The organism is Streptomyces californicus (genome assembly GCF_000717645.1).
GTDB classification, from domain to species: Bacteria; Actinomycetota; Actinomycetes; order Streptomycetales; family Streptomycetaceae; genus Streptomyces; species Streptomyces californicus.
On the sequence record NZ_JNZZ01000004.1, the window covers coordinates 228,266 to 242,949 of the forward strand.

General features: G+C 72.0%; 16 protein-coding genes. 8 read left to right on the forward strand and 8 right to left on the reverse strand.

Features of this window, described 5'->3' with window-relative positions:
- Positions 1-108 precede the first annotated feature (108 nt).
- Genes IF19_RS0107670 through IF19_RS0107685 form a run of 4 tightly spaced genes read left to right on the forward strand, consistent with a single transcriptional unit; the run spans position 109 to position 3,767 of the window.
- Complete coding sequence (locus IF19_RS0107670; RefSeq protein ID WP_030115690.1) at positions 109-1,692, forward strand: PP2C family protein-serine/threonine phosphatase; 1,584 nt, start codon at positions 109-111, stop codon at positions 1,690-1,692.
- Complete coding sequence (locus IF19_RS0107675) at positions 1,689-2,792, forward strand: cobalamin B12-binding domain-containing protein (RefSeq protein WP_030115691.1); 1,104 nt, start codon at positions 1,689-1,691, stop codon at positions 2,790-2,792. Before IF19_RS0107670 ends, IF19_RS0107675 begins: the two co-directional genes overlap by 4 nt.
- Complete coding sequence (locus tag IF19_RS0107680; RefSeq protein WP_030115692.1) at positions 2,789-3,202, forward strand: STAS domain-containing protein; 414 nt, start codon at positions 2,789-2,791, stop codon at positions 3,200-3,202. The genes IF19_RS0107675 and IF19_RS0107680 overlap by 4 nt, the downstream gene beginning before the upstream one ends.
- A 49-nt stretch (positions 3,203-3,251) precedes the next feature.
- Entirely contained in the window at positions 3,252-3,767 is a 516-nt protein-coding gene (locus IF19_RS0107685) for a MarR family winged helix-turn-helix transcriptional regulator (protein ID WP_030115693.1), read from the forward strand.
- 36 nt (positions 3,768-3,803) lie between these two features.
- On the opposite strand, the gene IF19_RS0107690 is transcribed toward IF19_RS0107685, so the two are convergent.
- Complete coding sequence (locus tag IF19_RS0107690) at positions 3,804-4,448, reverse strand: TetR/AcrR family transcriptional regulator (RefSeq protein ID WP_030115694.1); 645 nt, start codon at positions 4,446-4,448, stop codon at positions 3,804-3,806.
- Between the two features lie 201 nt (positions 4,449-4,649).
- Here IF19_RS0107690 and IF19_RS0107695 point away from each other — a divergent pair, with 201 nt between their 5' ends.
- Entirely contained in the window at positions 4,650-5,870 is a 1,221-nt protein-coding gene (locus IF19_RS0107695; protein WP_030276232.1) for an alpha/beta hydrolase family protein, read from the forward strand.
- 98 nt (positions 5,871-5,968) lie between these two features.
- Here the strand turns inward: IF19_RS0107695 and IF19_RS0107700 are convergent, their stop codons facing one another.
- The 4 genes from IF19_RS0107700 to IF19_RS0107715 form a co-directional block, all read right to left on the reverse strand.
- Positions 5,969-7,339, reverse strand: a complete 1,371-nt coding sequence (locus tag IF19_RS0107700; protein WP_030115697.1) for a dicarboxylate/amino acid:cation symporter — start codon at positions 7,337-7,339, stop codon at positions 5,969-5,971.
- Between the two features lie 404 nt (positions 7,340-7,743).
- The gene (locus IF19_RS0107705) at positions 7,744-8,037 is read right to left on the reverse strand and encodes a DUF4229 domain-containing protein (protein WP_030328721.1); all 294 of its coding nucleotides are present in this window, start codon (positions 8,035-8,037) and stop codon (positions 7,744-7,746) included.
- Between the two features lie 182 nt (positions 8,038-8,219).
- Complete coding sequence (gene mqnE, locus IF19_RS0107710; protein WP_030115699.1) at positions 8,220-9,383, reverse strand: aminofutalosine synthase MqnE; 1,164 nt, start codon at positions 9,381-9,383, stop codon at positions 8,220-8,222.
- Between the two features lie 114 nt (positions 9,384-9,497).
- Positions 9,498-9,953: an Lrp/AsnC family transcriptional regulator gene (locus IF19_RS0107715; protein ID WP_030115700.1), complete on the reverse strand. Its 456-nt coding sequence runs from the start codon at positions 9,951-9,953 to the stop codon at positions 9,498-9,500.
- Positions 9,954-10,085: 132 nt separating this feature from the next.
- Between IF19_RS0107715 and IF19_RS1000000138645 the strand changes: the two genes are divergently transcribed.
- Positions 10,086-10,220 carry a hypothetical protein gene (locus tag IF19_RS1000000138645; protein ID WP_256438788.1) on the forward strand — a complete coding sequence of 45 codons (135 nt, stop codon included), beginning with the start codon at positions 10,086-10,088 and terminating at the stop codon, positions 10,218-10,220.
- A 42-nt stretch (positions 10,221-10,262) separates the two neighbouring features.
- On the opposite strand, the gene IF19_RS0107725 is transcribed toward IF19_RS1000000138645, so the two are convergent.
- Entirely contained in the window at positions 10,263-10,949 is a 687-nt protein-coding gene (locus IF19_RS0107725; protein ID WP_030115701.1) for a UbiX family flavin prenyltransferase, read from the reverse strand.
- A 122-nt stretch (positions 10,950-11,071) separates the two neighbouring features.
- Here IF19_RS0107725 and IF19_RS0107730 point away from each other — a divergent pair, with 122 nt between their 5' ends.
- Positions 11,072-11,704, forward strand: coding sequence for a rhomboid family intramembrane serine protease (locus IF19_RS0107730; RefSeq protein WP_030115702.1), 633 nt, complete (start codon positions 11,072-11,074; stop codon positions 11,702-11,704).
- A 34-nt stretch (positions 11,705-11,738) separates the two neighbouring features.
- Here the strand turns inward: IF19_RS0107730 and mqnP are convergent, their stop codons facing one another.
- The gene (gene mqnP, locus IF19_RS0107735; RefSeq protein WP_030115703.1) at positions 11,739-12,659 is read right to left on the reverse strand and encodes a menaquinone biosynthesis prenyltransferase MqnP; all 921 of its coding nucleotides are present in this window, start codon (positions 12,657-12,659) and stop codon (positions 11,739-11,741) included.
- Entirely contained in the window at positions 12,656-14,113 is a 1,458-nt protein-coding gene (locus IF19_RS0107740) for a menaquinone biosynthesis decarboxylase (protein ID WP_030115704.1), read from the reverse strand. Before IF19_RS0107740 ends, mqnP begins: the two co-directional genes overlap by 4 nt.
- A gap of 211 nt (positions 14,114-14,324) precedes the next feature.
- Here IF19_RS0107740 and IF19_RS0107745 point away from each other — a divergent pair, with 211 nt between their 5' ends.
- On the forward strand, positions 14,325-14,678 hold the full coding sequence (locus IF19_RS0107745) for a PLD nuclease N-terminal domain-containing protein (protein WP_030115705.1): 354 nt from the start codon (positions 14,325-14,327) through the stop codon (positions 14,676-14,678).
- The last annotated feature ends 6 nt before the right edge of the window (positions 14,679-14,684 follow it).

The window sequence follows — 14,684 nt, forward strand, 5'->3', positions numbered from 1 at the left end:
ATGAGGTGAGGGGTTCGCCCAGCGGGCCCTCGATATTTGGCTTCCACCCGAGCGCGAACCCGCACGGACACGCACCCGGACTTCCCCTGGGGCCAGGCACCGTACCCGGTGCTGATCGCCGACGCCCGGGGCCTCGTGGTCCGGTGCAACGACGCGGCGGTGCCGGTCCTGCCCGCCGCCGCCCCCGGAGCGCCCCTCGCGGACGTGGTCCCGGGCTGGCTCCGCGACGCGCACGCGGGGCTGTGCTCCCCCGGCCCGCACACCGCGCCGGACTCCGGCCGGGCCCCGGCCGGTGAGATCGGCGGACGGTTCTACGAGGCGCACCCCACGGTACGGGACGACGGGTCCGTGGCCTGGTGGCTGGTGGACGACACCGACCACCGGCTCGTCCGGGAGGCGCTGCGCATGGAGCAGGAGCGGGGCGCGTTCCTGGCGAAGGCGTCCAACGTCCTGCTGTCCTCCCTCAACCTGGCGCGCTGCATGGACGCGACGGCGCAGATGGCCGCGGAGAGCCTCGCCGACGCGGCGCTCGTGATAGCTCCGGTGCGCGGTCAGCGGCTGCCCGTGGTGACCTGCCTGCGCGGCGGCGAGCCCGAGACGTCCACCGTGACCGCGGACCCCGACGCCGTACCCGGGCTGGGAGAGGCGCTGCGCGGGTTCCCGCCGGTCCCGTCCCGGTGGATCGACCCGTCGGCGGCCCCCGCGTGGATGGTGCCCGAGGGCATCGGCCCGGTCGGCTCGATCGTGATCACCCCGCTGCCCGGCCACGGGGTCCCCGCCGGGGCGCTGATCCTGCTGCGCAGGGCGGAGGCCGCCGCCTTCACCGAGGAGGAGGAGGTCTTCGCCCGGCTGTTCGCCGCCCGCGCGGGCGCGGGAATGTCGGCCGCCCGGCTGTACGCGGAGCAGAGCTCCATCAGCGACCTGCTGATGCGCGAGCTCCTGCCCCCGGCCCTGCACCAGATCTCCGGGGTGGACTTCGCCGGCGGCTACCGGCCTTCGGCCGACCACGAGCGGATCGGCGGCGACTTCTACGACGTGCACCCCGCGACCGTCGAGGGCGAGCCGTCCCTCGTCCTGCTCGGGGACGTGTGCGGCAAGGGCCTGGAGGCCGCCGTGCTGACCGGCCGCATCCGCAACACCCTGCACGCGCTGCTGCCCCTGGCCGACGACCACCAGCGGATGCTGAGTCTGCTGAACACCTCGATGCTCAGCTCGCACCACACCCGCTTCGCGACCATGGTCCTGGCCTCCGCCGTCCGGCGCGGCAGCACGGTGGACCTCAAGCTCACCAGCGGCGGCCACCCGAGCCCGCTGATCGTCCGCGCGGACGGAACGGTCGAGGAGGCCGAGACCCACGGCACCCTGATCGGGGCCATCCCCACGGTCACCGCCGCCACCGTCTCCACGTCCCTGGCGCCCGGCGAGTCCTGCGTGCTGTACACCGACGGGATCACCGAGGCCAAGGGCGGCCCGATGGGCGACGACCTGTTCGGGGAGGAGCGGCTCAAGCGGGCGCTCGCCGGCTGCGCGGGCATGCCCGCCGAGGGGATCGTGGAGCACGTGCAGATGCTGGCCGCCCAGTGGCTGAACGACCGGCCGCACGACGACATGGCCGTCGTCGTGATCTCCGCGCCCCGGACGCACCATCTGAGCGCGGTGAACGGGCACACCCGGGGCAGGTACACCGCATGAGTACCAGCACCGTGACCCGCCTCACCGCCATGGGGCACGCCGGGCACATCGAGCGGTCGGTGGAACTGCTGTGGGCAGCCGTCTCCGCCGGGGACGAGTACGCGGCCGGCGATCTCGTCCTGCGCCTGCTCGACGAGGGCGCCGACCCGGAGAGCGTCCTGCTGGACGTGATCGCCCGGGTGCAGGGCCGTGTCGGCGAGGAGTGGGCGGCCAACCGGATGAGCGTCGCCCAGGAGCACGCGGCGACCGCCATCAACGAGCGGGCCGTCGCCGCGCTCAGTACGCACCCCGCCGCCCGCACCACCGCCACCCGGGGCCGCCTCACCGTGGCCTGCGTGGACGGCGAGTGGCACGGGCTGCCCGCCCGCCTGCTGGCCGAGGTCCTCAAACTGCGCGGCTGGCAGGTCGACTACCTCGGCGCGCAGATCCCCACCCCGCACCTGATCGTCCACCTGCACAACACCGAGGCCGACGCGGTGGCGCTCTCCAGCTCGATCCCCACCCGGCTGCCCACCGCGCACGCGGCGATCACCGCCTGCCAGGCGATCGGGGTCCCGGTCCTGGTCGGCGGGGCCGCCTTCGGCCCGGACGGCGAGTACGCGAAGCCGCTCGGCGCCGACGCCTGGGCGCCCGACGCCCGCGCCGCCGCCGACCTCCTCGCCCGGGAGCCGCTGCCCCGGCCGGAACTGGACCACCAGCAGTACGACGACCTGCCGCACCTGGCCGACCAGGAGTACACCCTGGTCTCCCGCAGCGGTGCCTCCCTGGTGCGCCAGGTCTTCACCGCGCTGGAGGATGCCTTCCCCGCGATGCGCTCGTACACCGACGTACAGCGGGAGCGCACCGCCGAGGACCTCGCGCACATCGTCGACTTCCTCGCCACCGCCCTCTACCTGGACGACGAGGAGCTCTTCACCCGGTTCATCACCTGGACCGCCCGCATCCTCGTCGCCCGGGGCGTACCGGCGGCGAGCCTGCCGCCGACACTGGACCTGCTGGCCCGCGAACTCAAGGACTTCTCCCGGGCCGTCCGCATCATCGGGGCCGGGACCAGGGCCCTCTCCACCGACCACTCCACCGCCGCCGGGAACCCCGCATGACCACGCACCCCCACCACCACCTCCAGCTGACCACGGTCGACGGCGAGGACAGCGTCCGGATAGAACTCCACGGAGACCTGGACTACGACAACGCCGACCTCCTCGTACAGGAGGCCACCGACCGGCTCGCCGCCCGGCCCGCGCTGACCGATCTGCACCTGCTCTGCGCGGACCTCGGCGCGGTGGACTCCATGGGCCTGTGCGCGCTGCTGATGATCGCGCGCCGCACCGCGGAGGCCGGGGTGCGGCTGCATCTGGACGACCGGCCCGCGCGGCTGGAACGGCTCCTGACCCTCACCGGTACGCTGGGCCACCTCACCGCCCCGCCCCCGCCCCGGTCCTCGGCGACCTCGGCCGCCGAGGAGAGCGCCGGGGCGGCCCGCCCCACCGGACCGGACGTCACCACCTGAGCCACTGCCCGGCGCTCCACCGGACAGAAGCACCCACCGACGGGCAACCATGAACGCCTCAGAGGCCGCCACCACCGGGTTCCGGCAGGAGCCGATCCACGCCGCGAGCTCCATCGTCGAGCTCCTCGACGTGATGTGGGACCACGCCAGGAACGCCACCACGGGGACGGCCGCGCCCGGCTCCACGTCCCAGCTCCGTCTGATGTACGTCATCGACGGCGAGGAGGGCGTCCGCATGCGCGCGGTGTGCCACCGCCTCTCCTCAGCACCGCCGACCGTGACCCGCATGTGCGACCGCCTCCAGGCCATCGGCTTCCTCGAACGCCTGCCGTGCCCGGACAACGGCCGCGAGATCACCCTCCGGCTCACCCCGGCCGGACGGGAGCACCTGCAACGCATCCGCGCCCAGCGCGACACGGTGCTCCATCAGGCCATAGAGAACATGACGCCCGGCGAACGCGGCGCCCTGGCCCAGGGCCTCGCGGGGCTGCGGGCCCAGCTCGACCCGTCGGCCGCCCCCGGCGACCGACTCCGCACCACCGCCGGCCGAAACTCGGCGGCCTGAGCACCCGGACCGTACAGAAGGTCCGCGGAGCCCCGTCTATCCGGCCGGCGGCGTCCACGGGCGGGCGTGCATCAGGTTCTCCAGGCCCGCCCAGGCGAAGTTCATCAGGGTCGCCGCGGCCTCCCGCGCCGAGACGTCCGGGGTGTCGTTGGCCCAGCCCGCCAGCGACTCCGCAGCGCCGACCAACGCCTGGGCCAAACCCGCCACGTCCCGGTCGGCGAGCGCGGGGTCGCTGTGGGCCTCGCGGGCGGCGGCCCCGATCAGACCCGTCACGAACGCGACGATCCCGTCCCGCATCCCGCTGACCTCGGTGACGAACGGCTCGCCGTGCGACCGCGCCTGACGGTGCAGCACCGACCACGCGTCCGGGTTCTCGGCGGTGTGGACGAAGAACGCCCGCAGCCCCGACCAGAGTTGGGCGTCGGCGGGCAGCGAGGGGTCCACTCCGGCCCGTACCGCCTCCAGCAGGGCGTCCGCCTCACGCTTGATGCAGGCGGAGAACAGGTCCTCCTTGGAGTTCAGGTACAGGTAGACCAGCGGCTTGGAGACGCCCGCCAGCTCCGCGATCTCGTCCATGGAGGCGGCCCGGTAACCGCGTTGGCCGAAGGTCCGCACGGCGGCGTCCATCATCTGCTGCTCGCGCACGGCGCGCGGCATCCGCTTGCCCTTCACAGCACCCATGTCCGGCTTCCTCCCCGCCCCCGCTGCCCTGCTCCCGTCCACCCTACGGCGACCGGCGGCCCCACGTCGCAGCGAGTGATCAAGGAAAGCGCCGGGCGGAGGCTCCGCGACCATCGGATGACGCGGGTCATACCTCGGTCCTACCCGCTTCCACCCGACGTCCGACGCGGAGACCCGGAACCGCCGCCTAGCGTGGCGGACATGACAATCTTCCCGCGCAACCGGCGGCGGTCGGCCGCCGCTTCGGCAGCGGTGGCCCTGGTCGCCCTGGCCACCCTGGCCACGACGGCCGCCCCCGCCTCGGCCTCGGCCTCGATTCCGACGGCGGCGGTGGCGGCCACCCCCTCCGCCCTGGCCCTCCCCCGGCCCACCGGCCCGTACGCCACCGGCCGCGACGCCCTCCTCCTCACCGACCACGCCCGCCCCGACCCCTGGGCGCCGGACGCCGGGCCGCGCCGGCTCTCGGTCACCCTGCACTACCCGGCCCGCCCCGGCACCGGCGGCGACCCGGCCCCGTACCTGGCCGTGGAGGAGGCCCGGCTGATGCTCGCGCAGCGCGGGCTCGACGATCCGGCGTGGCCGGGTCTGGTGAGCGCCGCCCGCACCCACGCCCGTACGGCGGCCGCGCCCGCCCCGGGACGCTTCCCGCTGGTCGTGCTCTCCCCCGGCTTCGGCACGCCCCGGGCCACGCTGACCGGGCTCGCGGAGGAGCTGGCGAGCCGGGGCTACGTCGTGGCGAGCGCGGACCACCCGTACGAGACCACCGGGATGGAGCTGCCCGACGGGCGGGTCCTGCCGTGCGCCGCGTGCGACGCGGTGGACGCGCAGCCCGACGAGGCCGGGCGGCGGAAGGTGCTGGCCGCCGTCTCCACCGGGCGGGCCGCCGACGTGTCGTTCCTGCTGGACCGGCTGACGGGCCCGCGCCCGGCGTGGCGGCACGCCCGGACGATCGAGCCGCACCGGATCGGCATGGCGGGCCACTCGATCGGGGGCAACGCGGCCGCCTCCACCATGGCGGCGGACCGCCGGGTGGACGCGGGCGTGAACATGGACGGCATGTTCTTCGACCCGGTGAGCGCGCGGGGCCTCGGCGGGCGGCCGTTCCTCATGCTGGGGACCGAGCCGGGGCACGGCCCGGGCGGCGGCGACACGACCTGGGACGAGGGCTGGACGCGGCTGGACGGCTTCAAGCGGTGGCTGACGGTCCGGGACTCCGGGCACTTCACCTTCACCGACACCCCGGAGATCGGGGAGCAGCTCGGCATCGTGGACCCGAGCGCGCCGCTCTCCGCCACCCGTTCGACCGCGATCACCCGCGCCTACGTGACCGCGTTCTTCGACCGGTCCCTGCGCGGCCGGCCGGCCCGGCTGCTGGACGGCCCGAGCCCGGCCCACCCCGAGGTGCTCTTCCGGCGGCCCTGACCGCGCACCCGGAGTCTTCGGACACGACCGCGCCCCCGGCCACGTACGGAAGACGTGGCCGGGGGCGCGGTCGTGCGCGGCGCGTGCCGCCCGCCGGGTCAGGCGGGGGCCGGCAGGGTCACCTTCCGCTCGGCGTCGCGGACGTCGTCCTGGTCGAGGGAGTCGATCGGGGAGGCCGACGCGGTGTCGTACGCGTCGTGGTCGAGGATCTTCTCGCGGGCCGAGACGATCACCGGGACCAGCGCCTGGCCGGCCACGTTGGTGGCGGTGCGCATCATGTCGAGGATCGGGTCGATCGCCATGAGCAGGCCGACGCCCTCCAGCGGGAGGCCCAGCGTGGACAGCGTGAGGGTCAGCATGACCGTCGCGCCGGTGAGGCCGGCGGTGGCCGCGGAGCCGATCACCGAGACGAAGGCGATCAGCAGGTAGTCGCCGATGCCGAGCTGCACGTCGAAGATCTGCGCGATGAAGATCGCCGCCAGCGCCGGGTAGATCGCGGCGCAGCCGTCCATCTTGGTGGTCGCGCCGAACGGGACGGCGAAGGAGGCGTACTCCTTCGGGACGCCGAGGCGCTCGGTGACCCGCTGGGTGACCGGCATGGTGCCGACCGAGGAGCGGGAGACGAAGGCGAGCTGGATCGCGGGCCAGGCGCCCTTGAAGAACTGGAGCGGGCTGACCTTGGCGACGGTGGCCAGGAGCAGCGGGTAGACGCCGAACATCACCAGGGCGCAGCCGATGTAGACGTCGGCGGTGAACGTCGCGTACTTGCCGATGAGGTCCCAGCCGTAGTCGGCGATGGCGTAGCCGATGAGGCCGACGGTGCCGATCGGGGCGAGGCGGATGACCCACCACAGGGCCTTCTGGAGCAGCTCCAGGACCGACTGGCTGAGGGTGAGGATCGGCTTGGCCTTCTCACCGAGCTTGAGCGCGGCGATACCGGCGACGGCGGCCATGAACACGATCTGGAGCACGTTCAGCTCGGTGAACGGCGTGATCACGTTGTCCGGGACGATGCCGGTCAGGAAGTCGATCCAGCTCCCCTTGGTCTCGGAGAGCGCGCCGTCCTTCGGCGTGAGTCCGGTGCCGGCGCCGGGGTTGGTGATCAGGCCGATCGCGAGGCCGATGGCGACCGCGATCAGCGAGGTGATCATGAACCAGAGCAGGGTGCGGGTCGCGAGCCGGGCGGCGTTGTTGACCTGGCGCAGGTTGGTGATCGACACCAGGATCGCGAAGAAGACCAGCGGGGCGACGGCCAGCTTCAGGAGCTGGACGAAGAGCGAGCCGATCTCGTCGAGGGTGGTGACGAGCCAGCCGAGCTCGAAGCTGCGGGCGAGCCAGCCGAGCAGTACGCCGAGCACCAGACCGACGACGATCTGGATCCAGAACGGGACCCTGGGCACGTAGCGGCGGGGGCCGGGGCCGGACGGCTGTTCGGCCTCCGGGGCGGTGGACGCGGGGGACGCGGACACGGACACACTCCAACGGGGATCGCATCGGAAACGCACGGGGGTGCCCGTGCGGTCGTGCGGTGGAACGGGGACGGGGTCGCGGCGCCCGCGTCGGGGGCGGCGCCGCTGCATGATGCCGGATCAGACGCTGCGGCAACAGACCGCGGACATACAGCGGCAGAGATCGACGTGCAGGCGCGCCACGAGCGGGATGCTCACGGCATGGCGGAGGCGCACTGCTGTCTTCATGTCGAACACGTTAACACTTGAACTTTGAGAACCTCAAAGCGTTTCTTTGGTCAGGGGACAGCGCTTTCCCCGTTGTGGGGTACGGGCGGAACGCCGAAGGCCCCGCTCCGGAGCGGTCTGCTCCGGTACGGGGCCTGGGGGAAGGCGGTACGCGCGGCGCGCGCGTGTGAGGAACCTTACTGAACCGCGTCCTCGCGGGTGCGGTTGGCGTCGAGGCGGGCCTTGGTGCGGTCGACGCCGGCGACGATCTGCTCGGACATCTCGTCGCGCTGCTTGCGCAGCAGCACATAGCTGAGCGGCGCGGAGAGGATCAGGCCGAGGAGGATCACCCAGACCATGTTGGAGCCGCCGAGACCGGAGGGAACGAGGCCGAAGTGGACGGCGACACCGGCGACGAAGAAACAGCCGACGAAGATCAGCAGGCGCAACGCCGTGTAACGGATCATCGCGCTCGGCTTGGCAGCGGACACGGTGGGCCCTCTCTCTTCCCGGGAATTCTCGACACGCTTCTGCCCGTCCAGTGAAGCATGGTCCGAATTCTCTCGGTTCAGGGGGTTGCCGGACCCACGAGAGCCCCGGCCGGGGACAGCGGGCCGGGGCTCTCGTGCGGAACGAAACGCGGGACGAAACGCGGAACGCGACGCGGTGCGCGTCAGACGCGCATCGGCTGCGGCGACTCGCGCCGGTCCGGGTCGGGGCCCGGGTACTCGCGCAGGATCTCGTAGCGGGTGTTCCGCTCGACCGGCCGGAAACCGGCGTCGCGGATCAGGTCCAGCAGATCGTCGCGGCCGAGCTTGTTCGGCGTCCCGAAGTCGTCGGCGTCATGCGTGATCTTGTACTCGACGACCGAGCCGTCCATGTCGTCCGCGCCGTGCTGGAGCGCGAGCTGGGCGGTCTGCACACCGTGCATCACCCAGAACACCTTGACGTGCGGGACGTTGTCGAAGAGCAGCCGGGAAACCGCGAAGGTCTTGAGCGCCTCGGCGCCGGTCGCCATCGTCGTGCGCGCCTGGAGCTTGTTGCGGACCTTGCCGTCCTTCATGTCCACGAAGTCGTGCTGGTAGCGCAGCGGGATGAAGACCTGGAAGCCGCCGGTCTCGTCCTGCATCTCCCGCAGCCGCAGCACGTGGTCGACGCGGTGGCGGTGCTCCTCGATGTGCCCGTACAGCATCGTCGCGGGGGTCTTGAGCCCCTTCTCGTGCGCCAGGCGGTGGATGCGCGACCAGTCCTCCCAGTGGGTGCGGTGGTCGACGATGTGCTGGCGGACCTCCCAGTCGAAGATCTCCGCCCCGCCGCCGGTCAGCGATTCGAGCCCGGCCTCGATCAGCTCGTCGAGGATCTCGGAGGCGGAGAGCCCGGAGATCGTCTCGAAGTGGTGGATCTCCGTCGCCGTGAACGCCTTGAGCGCCACGTCCGGCAGGGCTTCCTTGAGGGCGCTGAGCGAGCGCGGGTAGTAGCGCCACGGGAGGGTCGGGTGGAGCCCGTTGACGATGTGCAGCTCGGTGAGGTTCTCGCCCTCCATCGCCTTGGCGAGGCGGACGGCCTCCTCGATGCGCATGGTGTACGCGTCCTTCTCGCCCGGCTTGCGCTGGAAGGAGCAGTACGCGCACGAGGCGGTGCACACGTTGGTCATGTTGAGGTGGCGGTTGACGTTGAAGTGCACGACGTCGCCGTTCTTGCGCGTCCGCACCTCGTGCGCCAGGCCGCCCAGCCACGCCAGGTCGTCGGACGCGTAGAGGGCGATCCCGTCCTCGCGGGTCAGCCGCTCGCCGGCCCGGACCTTCTCCTCCAGCTCGCGCTTGAGTCCCGCGTCCACTAGGGCGCCTCCCATTTCTCCGTGTTCAGACTCCGCCCCACGGTACTCCCCCGGCCTCCGGCGGGGAGCGGCCCCCTGCCGGGCCGCGCGGGCCGGTCCGGGGCCGCCGGGCCCCTACGACTCCTCGGGAAGCTCCCCGACCCGGTTCTCCCACTTGGTGGAGAGAACGATCGTGGTCCGGGTCCGCGAGACGCCCTTCGTGCCGCTCAGCCGGCGGATCGTCCGCTCCAGCCCGTCCACGTCCCCGACGCGGACCTTGAGCATGTACGAGTCGTCGCCCGCGATGAACCAGCAGTCCTCGATCTCCGCGAGGTCCTTGAGGCGGTGGGCCACGTCCTCGTGGTCGGCCGCGTCGGAGAGGGAGATCCCGATCAGCGCGGTCACCCCCAGCCCGAGCGAGGCGGAGTCGACGGTGGCGCGGTAGCCGGTGATGACACCGGCAGATTCCAGCCGGTTGATGCGGTCGGTGACGCTGGGCCCGGAGAGCCCCACCAGCCGTCCCAGCTCGGCGTACGAGGCCCTGCCGTTCTCCCTGAGGGCCTGGATGAGCTGCCTGTCCACCGCGTCCATATGACTGAAACCTTCCATTGTTCAGCAGTACCGCGAGTTTACGTGTAGAATCTAAGGCATGTAGGGCCGACACCCTACAAATCTTTCAGAACATCCAAGAAACGCTTTCGAATCTTCAGGAGTGACGTCACCGTGTACACGATCGAGATGGCCTACGCCCGGATGCGCGAGCTGCAGGACCTGGCCAACCGCTCGCGTGCCCACCAGCCCGCCGCCGCCCACCGCGTCGACAAGACCCGCACCCCGCGCGCGCACAAGAAGCGCTGACGCCGGGACGGGCTCCGACGGCCCCTGACGGCCCCCCGGGACCTAACGGCCCCCCGGGTCGCGGGAGCCGCCACCGAGCTCTCCTTCCCAGCGGCGGTACAGGCCGTGCGGCACACCCGCCGCGTCCAGCACCCGCCCGGCGACGAAGTCCACCAGGTCCTGGATGTGCGTCGCCCCCGCGTAGAACGCCGGAGAGGCGGGCAGCACGATCGCGCCCGCCTCGTCCAGGGCCACCATCTGCTTCAGCGTCTGGCCGCTCAGCGGGGTCTCGCGCACCGCGACGACGAGCGGACGGCGCTCCTTGAGCGTCACGCTCGCGGCCCGCTGGAGCAGATCCTTCGACAGACCGAGCGCCACCCCGGCCACACAGGCCGTCGAGGCCGGCACGATGAGCATCCCCCGCGCCGGGTACGACCCGGAGGACGGCCCGGCGGCCAGATCGCCGGCCGGCCAGTGGCGTACGCGCTCCAGCTCGGCCTCCCCCACCGCGAACGCGTCCGGCTTCCCGTCGGCGCCCCGTTCCAGCCAGACCCGCAGGTCGTCGCGCCAGTGCCCGTCCCGGAACGCGATGCCGGTCTCGTCCAGCAGCGTGAGGCGCGAGGCCCGGCTCACCACCAGATCGACGCTCTCGCCGGCCGCCAGGAGCCCCCGCAGGACGGCGGCCGCGAACGGGGTACCCGAAGCACCGGACACCCCGACAATCCAAGGCCGCCGCTGCTGATGAGTCACTGAAGTCCTGGATTCCACACCCGCGAGCCTATCCGGCGCCCCTTCGCACCCGGCACCCGGAACCGGGCGGCCGCCGCAGACGTTCAACCGGGTGACGGGCAACCCGGGGGCAGGGGTACACCATGGGCGACTACTGGACGACCGACCGCACCGCGCGCCGCGGCACCACCGGCGGCGGGCGGGCCCTGACCGCGGGGCTCCTGATGGCCGGCTGGGTGGCCCTGCTCTGGGTCCTCGAAGGCATCGACCAGGTCACGGGCAACGCCCTGGACACCTACGGCATCAGCCCGCGCGAGGTGGCGGAGCTGCGGGACGTGGTGCCCGCCGCGTTCCTGCACAGCGGCTGGGAGCACGTGGCCTCCAACAGCGTGCCGCTGCTGGTCCTCGGCTTCATCACCGCCCTCGCGGGGCTCCGCCGGTTCGCCGCCGTCGTCCTCACGATCATCGTGGCCAGCGGCCTCGGCGTCTGGCTCACCGCCCCGGCGAACACGGTGACGCTCGGCGCGTCCGGCGTGGTCTTCGGGCTGCTGGGCTATCTCCTGGTGCGCGGCTTCGTGGACCGCCGCCCCTGGGACGTCCTCATAGGCATCGGCGTCGCCGTGGTCTACGGCTCGCTGCTGTGGGGCGTCCTGCCGACCGACTCCGGGATCAGTTGGCAGGGCCATCTCTTCGGGCTGATCGGCGGGGTGGCGGCGGCGTTCCTCTTCCGCCGTCCGCCCGCACGCCGAGGACCGGACAACCTGGTCACGGTCTGAGGCACGCCCTCAGCGACCGAGGCGCGTCACCGCGTCACGGGGTCAGGCCCCGCACCAGCAGGTCCAGCAGCGCGCAGGCGAACAGCGCGATGCCGATGAAACCGTTCACCGAGAAGAACGCCCGGTTCAGCCGGGACAGGTCGTGCGGCCGCACCACCCGGTGCTCGTACACGAACGCCGCCGCGACGATCACCATGCCGATCCAGTAGAAGACCTCGGCGTCCGTGGCCAGGCCGAACCACACCAGCAGCCCGGTCGTGATCACGTGGCATACCCGCGCGCCCCACAGCGCCGCCGGAATCCCGAACCGCGCCGGGAACGAGAGCACCCCGTGCGCCCGGTCGGCCTGGACGTCCTGGCAGGCGAAGATCAGGTCGAACCCGCCGATCCAGATCCCCACCGCGAGCCCGAGGATCACCGCGTCCCACGACCAGCTTCCGGTCACCGCCAGCCAGGCGCCGACCGGCCCGATGGCCTGGGCGAGCCCCAGGATGGCGTGCGGGAAGTTCGTGAACCGCTTGCCGTACGGGTAGACCACCATCGGCACCACCGCGACCGGCGCGAGGGCCAGGCACAGCGGGTTCAGCAGGGCCGCCGCCCCCAGGAACACCACCAGCGCGACGAGCGCCCCGGTCCACGCCGACTTCACCGACACCGCGCCGGTCACCAGCTCCCGGCCCGCGGTGCGCGGGTTGCGGGCGTCGATCTCCCGGTCGATGATCCGGTTGGCCGCCATCGCGAAGGTCCGCAGCCCCACCATCGCCAGCGTGACGAGCAGCAGGACGCCCCAGTGGATCGTCCCGTCCTTCAGGAACATCGCGGTCAGCGCGGCGATGTACGCGAAGGGCAGCGCGAAGACCGAGTGCTCGATCATCACCAGCCGCAGGAACGCCTTCACCTTGCTGTCCGACGGCGCGGGCCCGGGGACCGACGCCGCCTCTGCCGTACTGCTCACAGCCCGTATTCCTTCCAGCGGCGGTCGACCTTCGCCGCCGTCTCCGGGTCGGAGACGACCATCTCCGGCCAGCCGCCGTCCCGGGTGTACCCCTCGGTCGGCAGCTTCTTCGTGGCGTCGATGCCCGCCTTGCCGCCCCAGAACTGCTGGTACGAGGCGTGGTCCAGGTGGTCGACCGGACCCTCGGTGACGGTGAGGTCCCGGGCGTAGTCGGTGTTGCCGAGCGCCCGCCAGGCCACCTCGTGCAGATCGTGGACGTCGCAGTCGGAGTCGACCACCACGATCAGCTTGGTCAGCGACATCATGTGCGCGCCCCAGATGGCGCTCATCACCTTCTGCGCGTGCTTCGGGTACTTCTTGTCGATCGAGACGATCGCGCAGTTGTGGAAGCCGCCCGCCTCGGGCAGGTGGTAGTCCACGATGTCCGGCACGATGATCTTCAGCAGCGGCAGGAAGAAGCGCTCCGTGGCCCGGCCCAGCGGCCCGTCCTCGGTCGGCGGCCGGCCCACCACGATGGACTGGAGCAGCGGCCGCTTGCGCATGGTCACGCAGTCGATGGTCAGTGCGGGGAACGGTTCCTGCGGGGTGTAGAAGCCGGTGTGGTCCCCGAACGGGCCCTCCGGCAGCATCTCGCCCGGCTCCAGCCAGCCCTCGATGACGACCTCGGCCTGCGCGGGGACCTGGAGCGGCACGGTCTTGCAGTCGACCATCTCGATCCGCTTGCCCTGGACGAACCCGGCGAACAGGTACTCGTCGATGTCGCCGGGCAGCGGCGCGGTGGAGGAGTACGTCACAGCGGGCGGACAGCCGAAGGCGATGGCGACGGGCAGCCGCTCCCCGCGCCTCGCCGCGACCTGGTAGTGGTTGGCGGAGTCCTTGTGGATCTGCCAGTGCATCCCGATGGTGCGCTTGTCGTGGCGCTGGAGCCGGTAGAGGCCCAGGTTCCGGATGCCGGTCTCGGGGTGCTTGGTGTGGGTGAGGCCGAGGTTGAAGAACGAGCCGCCGTCCTCGGGCCAGGTGAACAGCGCGGGCAGCCGGTCCAGGTCGACGTCGTCGCCGGTCAGCACCACTTCCTGGACGGGCGCGTCGCCGGACTTCACCTTCTTCGGCGGCACGTGCACCATCGAGCCGAGCTTCCCGAACGCCTCCCGCACGCCGACGAAGCCCTGCGGCAGCTCCGGCTTGAGGAGCCCGCCGATCTTGTCGCTGATGTCGCTGTACGACTTCAGCCCGAGGGCCTTGAGCAGGCGACGGTCGGTGCCGAAGACGTTCATCGCCAGGGGCATCGAGGACCCCTTGACGTTCTCGAACAGCAGGGCCGGGCCGCCCGCCTTGTTGACCCGGTCGACGATCTCACCGACCTCCAGGTGGGGGTCGACCTCGACCTTGACGCGCTTGAGATCACCATCGCGCTCGAGAGCCCGGAGCAGGGAGCGAAGATCGTCGTAAGCCATGCGGTCCAGTTTGTCATCCCCGCCCCCGCGCCCGGGCCGGGGCTCCCCCCGGCGGGGCCGCGTCGCACGGCCCGGACGGGCCTTCGCCGGGACCCGCGCCGGACCCGGCCGGGGCCCGGGATCCTTCATGTCGAGCCGGTACCCTGGCGGCGATACGGGGCAATCATCCCGCCCGCCGCCACCTCCTGGGGGACGCACCATGAGAGCCCTGATGTTTCTCGTACCGCTGGCTCTGACAATCTACGCGTTCATCGACTGCCTGAACACCTCCGAGGAGGAGACCAAGCATCTGCCGAAGATCGCCTGGGTCTTCATCATCCTGCTGTTCTGGATCGTCGGCCCGGTCGTCTGGCTGATCGCCGGCAAGACCCGCCGCTCCGCGGCCGGCGCGTCCGGACCCGGCTCCTGGCAGCGCAGCAGGCGGCAGCAGTGGGTGGCCCCGGACGACAACCCGGACTTCCTGAAGTCCCTCAAGGACGACCGGAAGCCGGATGCGGAGGCCGAGGAGGAGCGGGGCCGCCGCGACGGCACCAACCCCGACGACAAGGCCCCGCCCGCCTCCTGACGGACG

What these genes read in the sequence shown, in the direction of transcription:
- IF19_RS0107675 (WP_030115691.1), top strand. Translation starts at nt 1,689, where the DNA reads ATGAGTACCAGCACCGTGACCCGCCTCACCGCCATGGGGCACGCCGGG.
- IF19_RS0107680 (WP_030115692.1), top strand. Translation starts at nt 2,789, where the DNA reads ATGACCACGCACCCCCACCACCACCTCCAGCTGACCACGGTCGACGGC.
- IF19_RS0107685 (WP_030115693.1), top strand. Translation starts at nt 3,252, where the DNA reads ATGAACGCCTCAGAGGCCGCCACCACCGGGTTCCGGCAGGAGCCGATC.
- IF19_RS0107690 (WP_030115694.1), bottom strand. Translation starts at nt 4,448, where the DNA reads ATGGGTGCTGTGAAGGGCAAGCGGATGCCGCGCGCCGTGCGCGAGCAG.
- IF19_RS0107695 (WP_030276232.1), top strand. Translation starts at nt 4,650, where the DNA reads ATGACAATCTTCCCGCGCAACCGGCGGCGGTCGGCCGCCGCTTCGGCA.
- IF19_RS0107715 (WP_030115700.1), bottom strand. Translation starts at nt 9,953, where the DNA reads ATGGACGCGGTGGACAGGCAGCTCATCCAGGCCCTCAGGGAGAACGGC.
- IF19_RS0107730 (WP_030115702.1), top strand. Translation starts at nt 11,072, where the DNA reads ATGGGCGACTACTGGACGACCGACCGCACCGCGCGCCGCGGCACCACC.
- IF19_RS0107740 (WP_030115704.1), bottom strand. Translation starts at nt 14,113, where the DNA reads ATGGCTTACGACGATCTTCGCTCCCTGCTCCGGGCTCTCGAGCGCGAT.
- IF19_RS0107745 (WP_030115705.1), top strand. Translation starts at nt 14,325, where the DNA reads ATGTTTCTCGTACCGCTGGCTCTGACAATCTACGCGTTCATCGACTGC.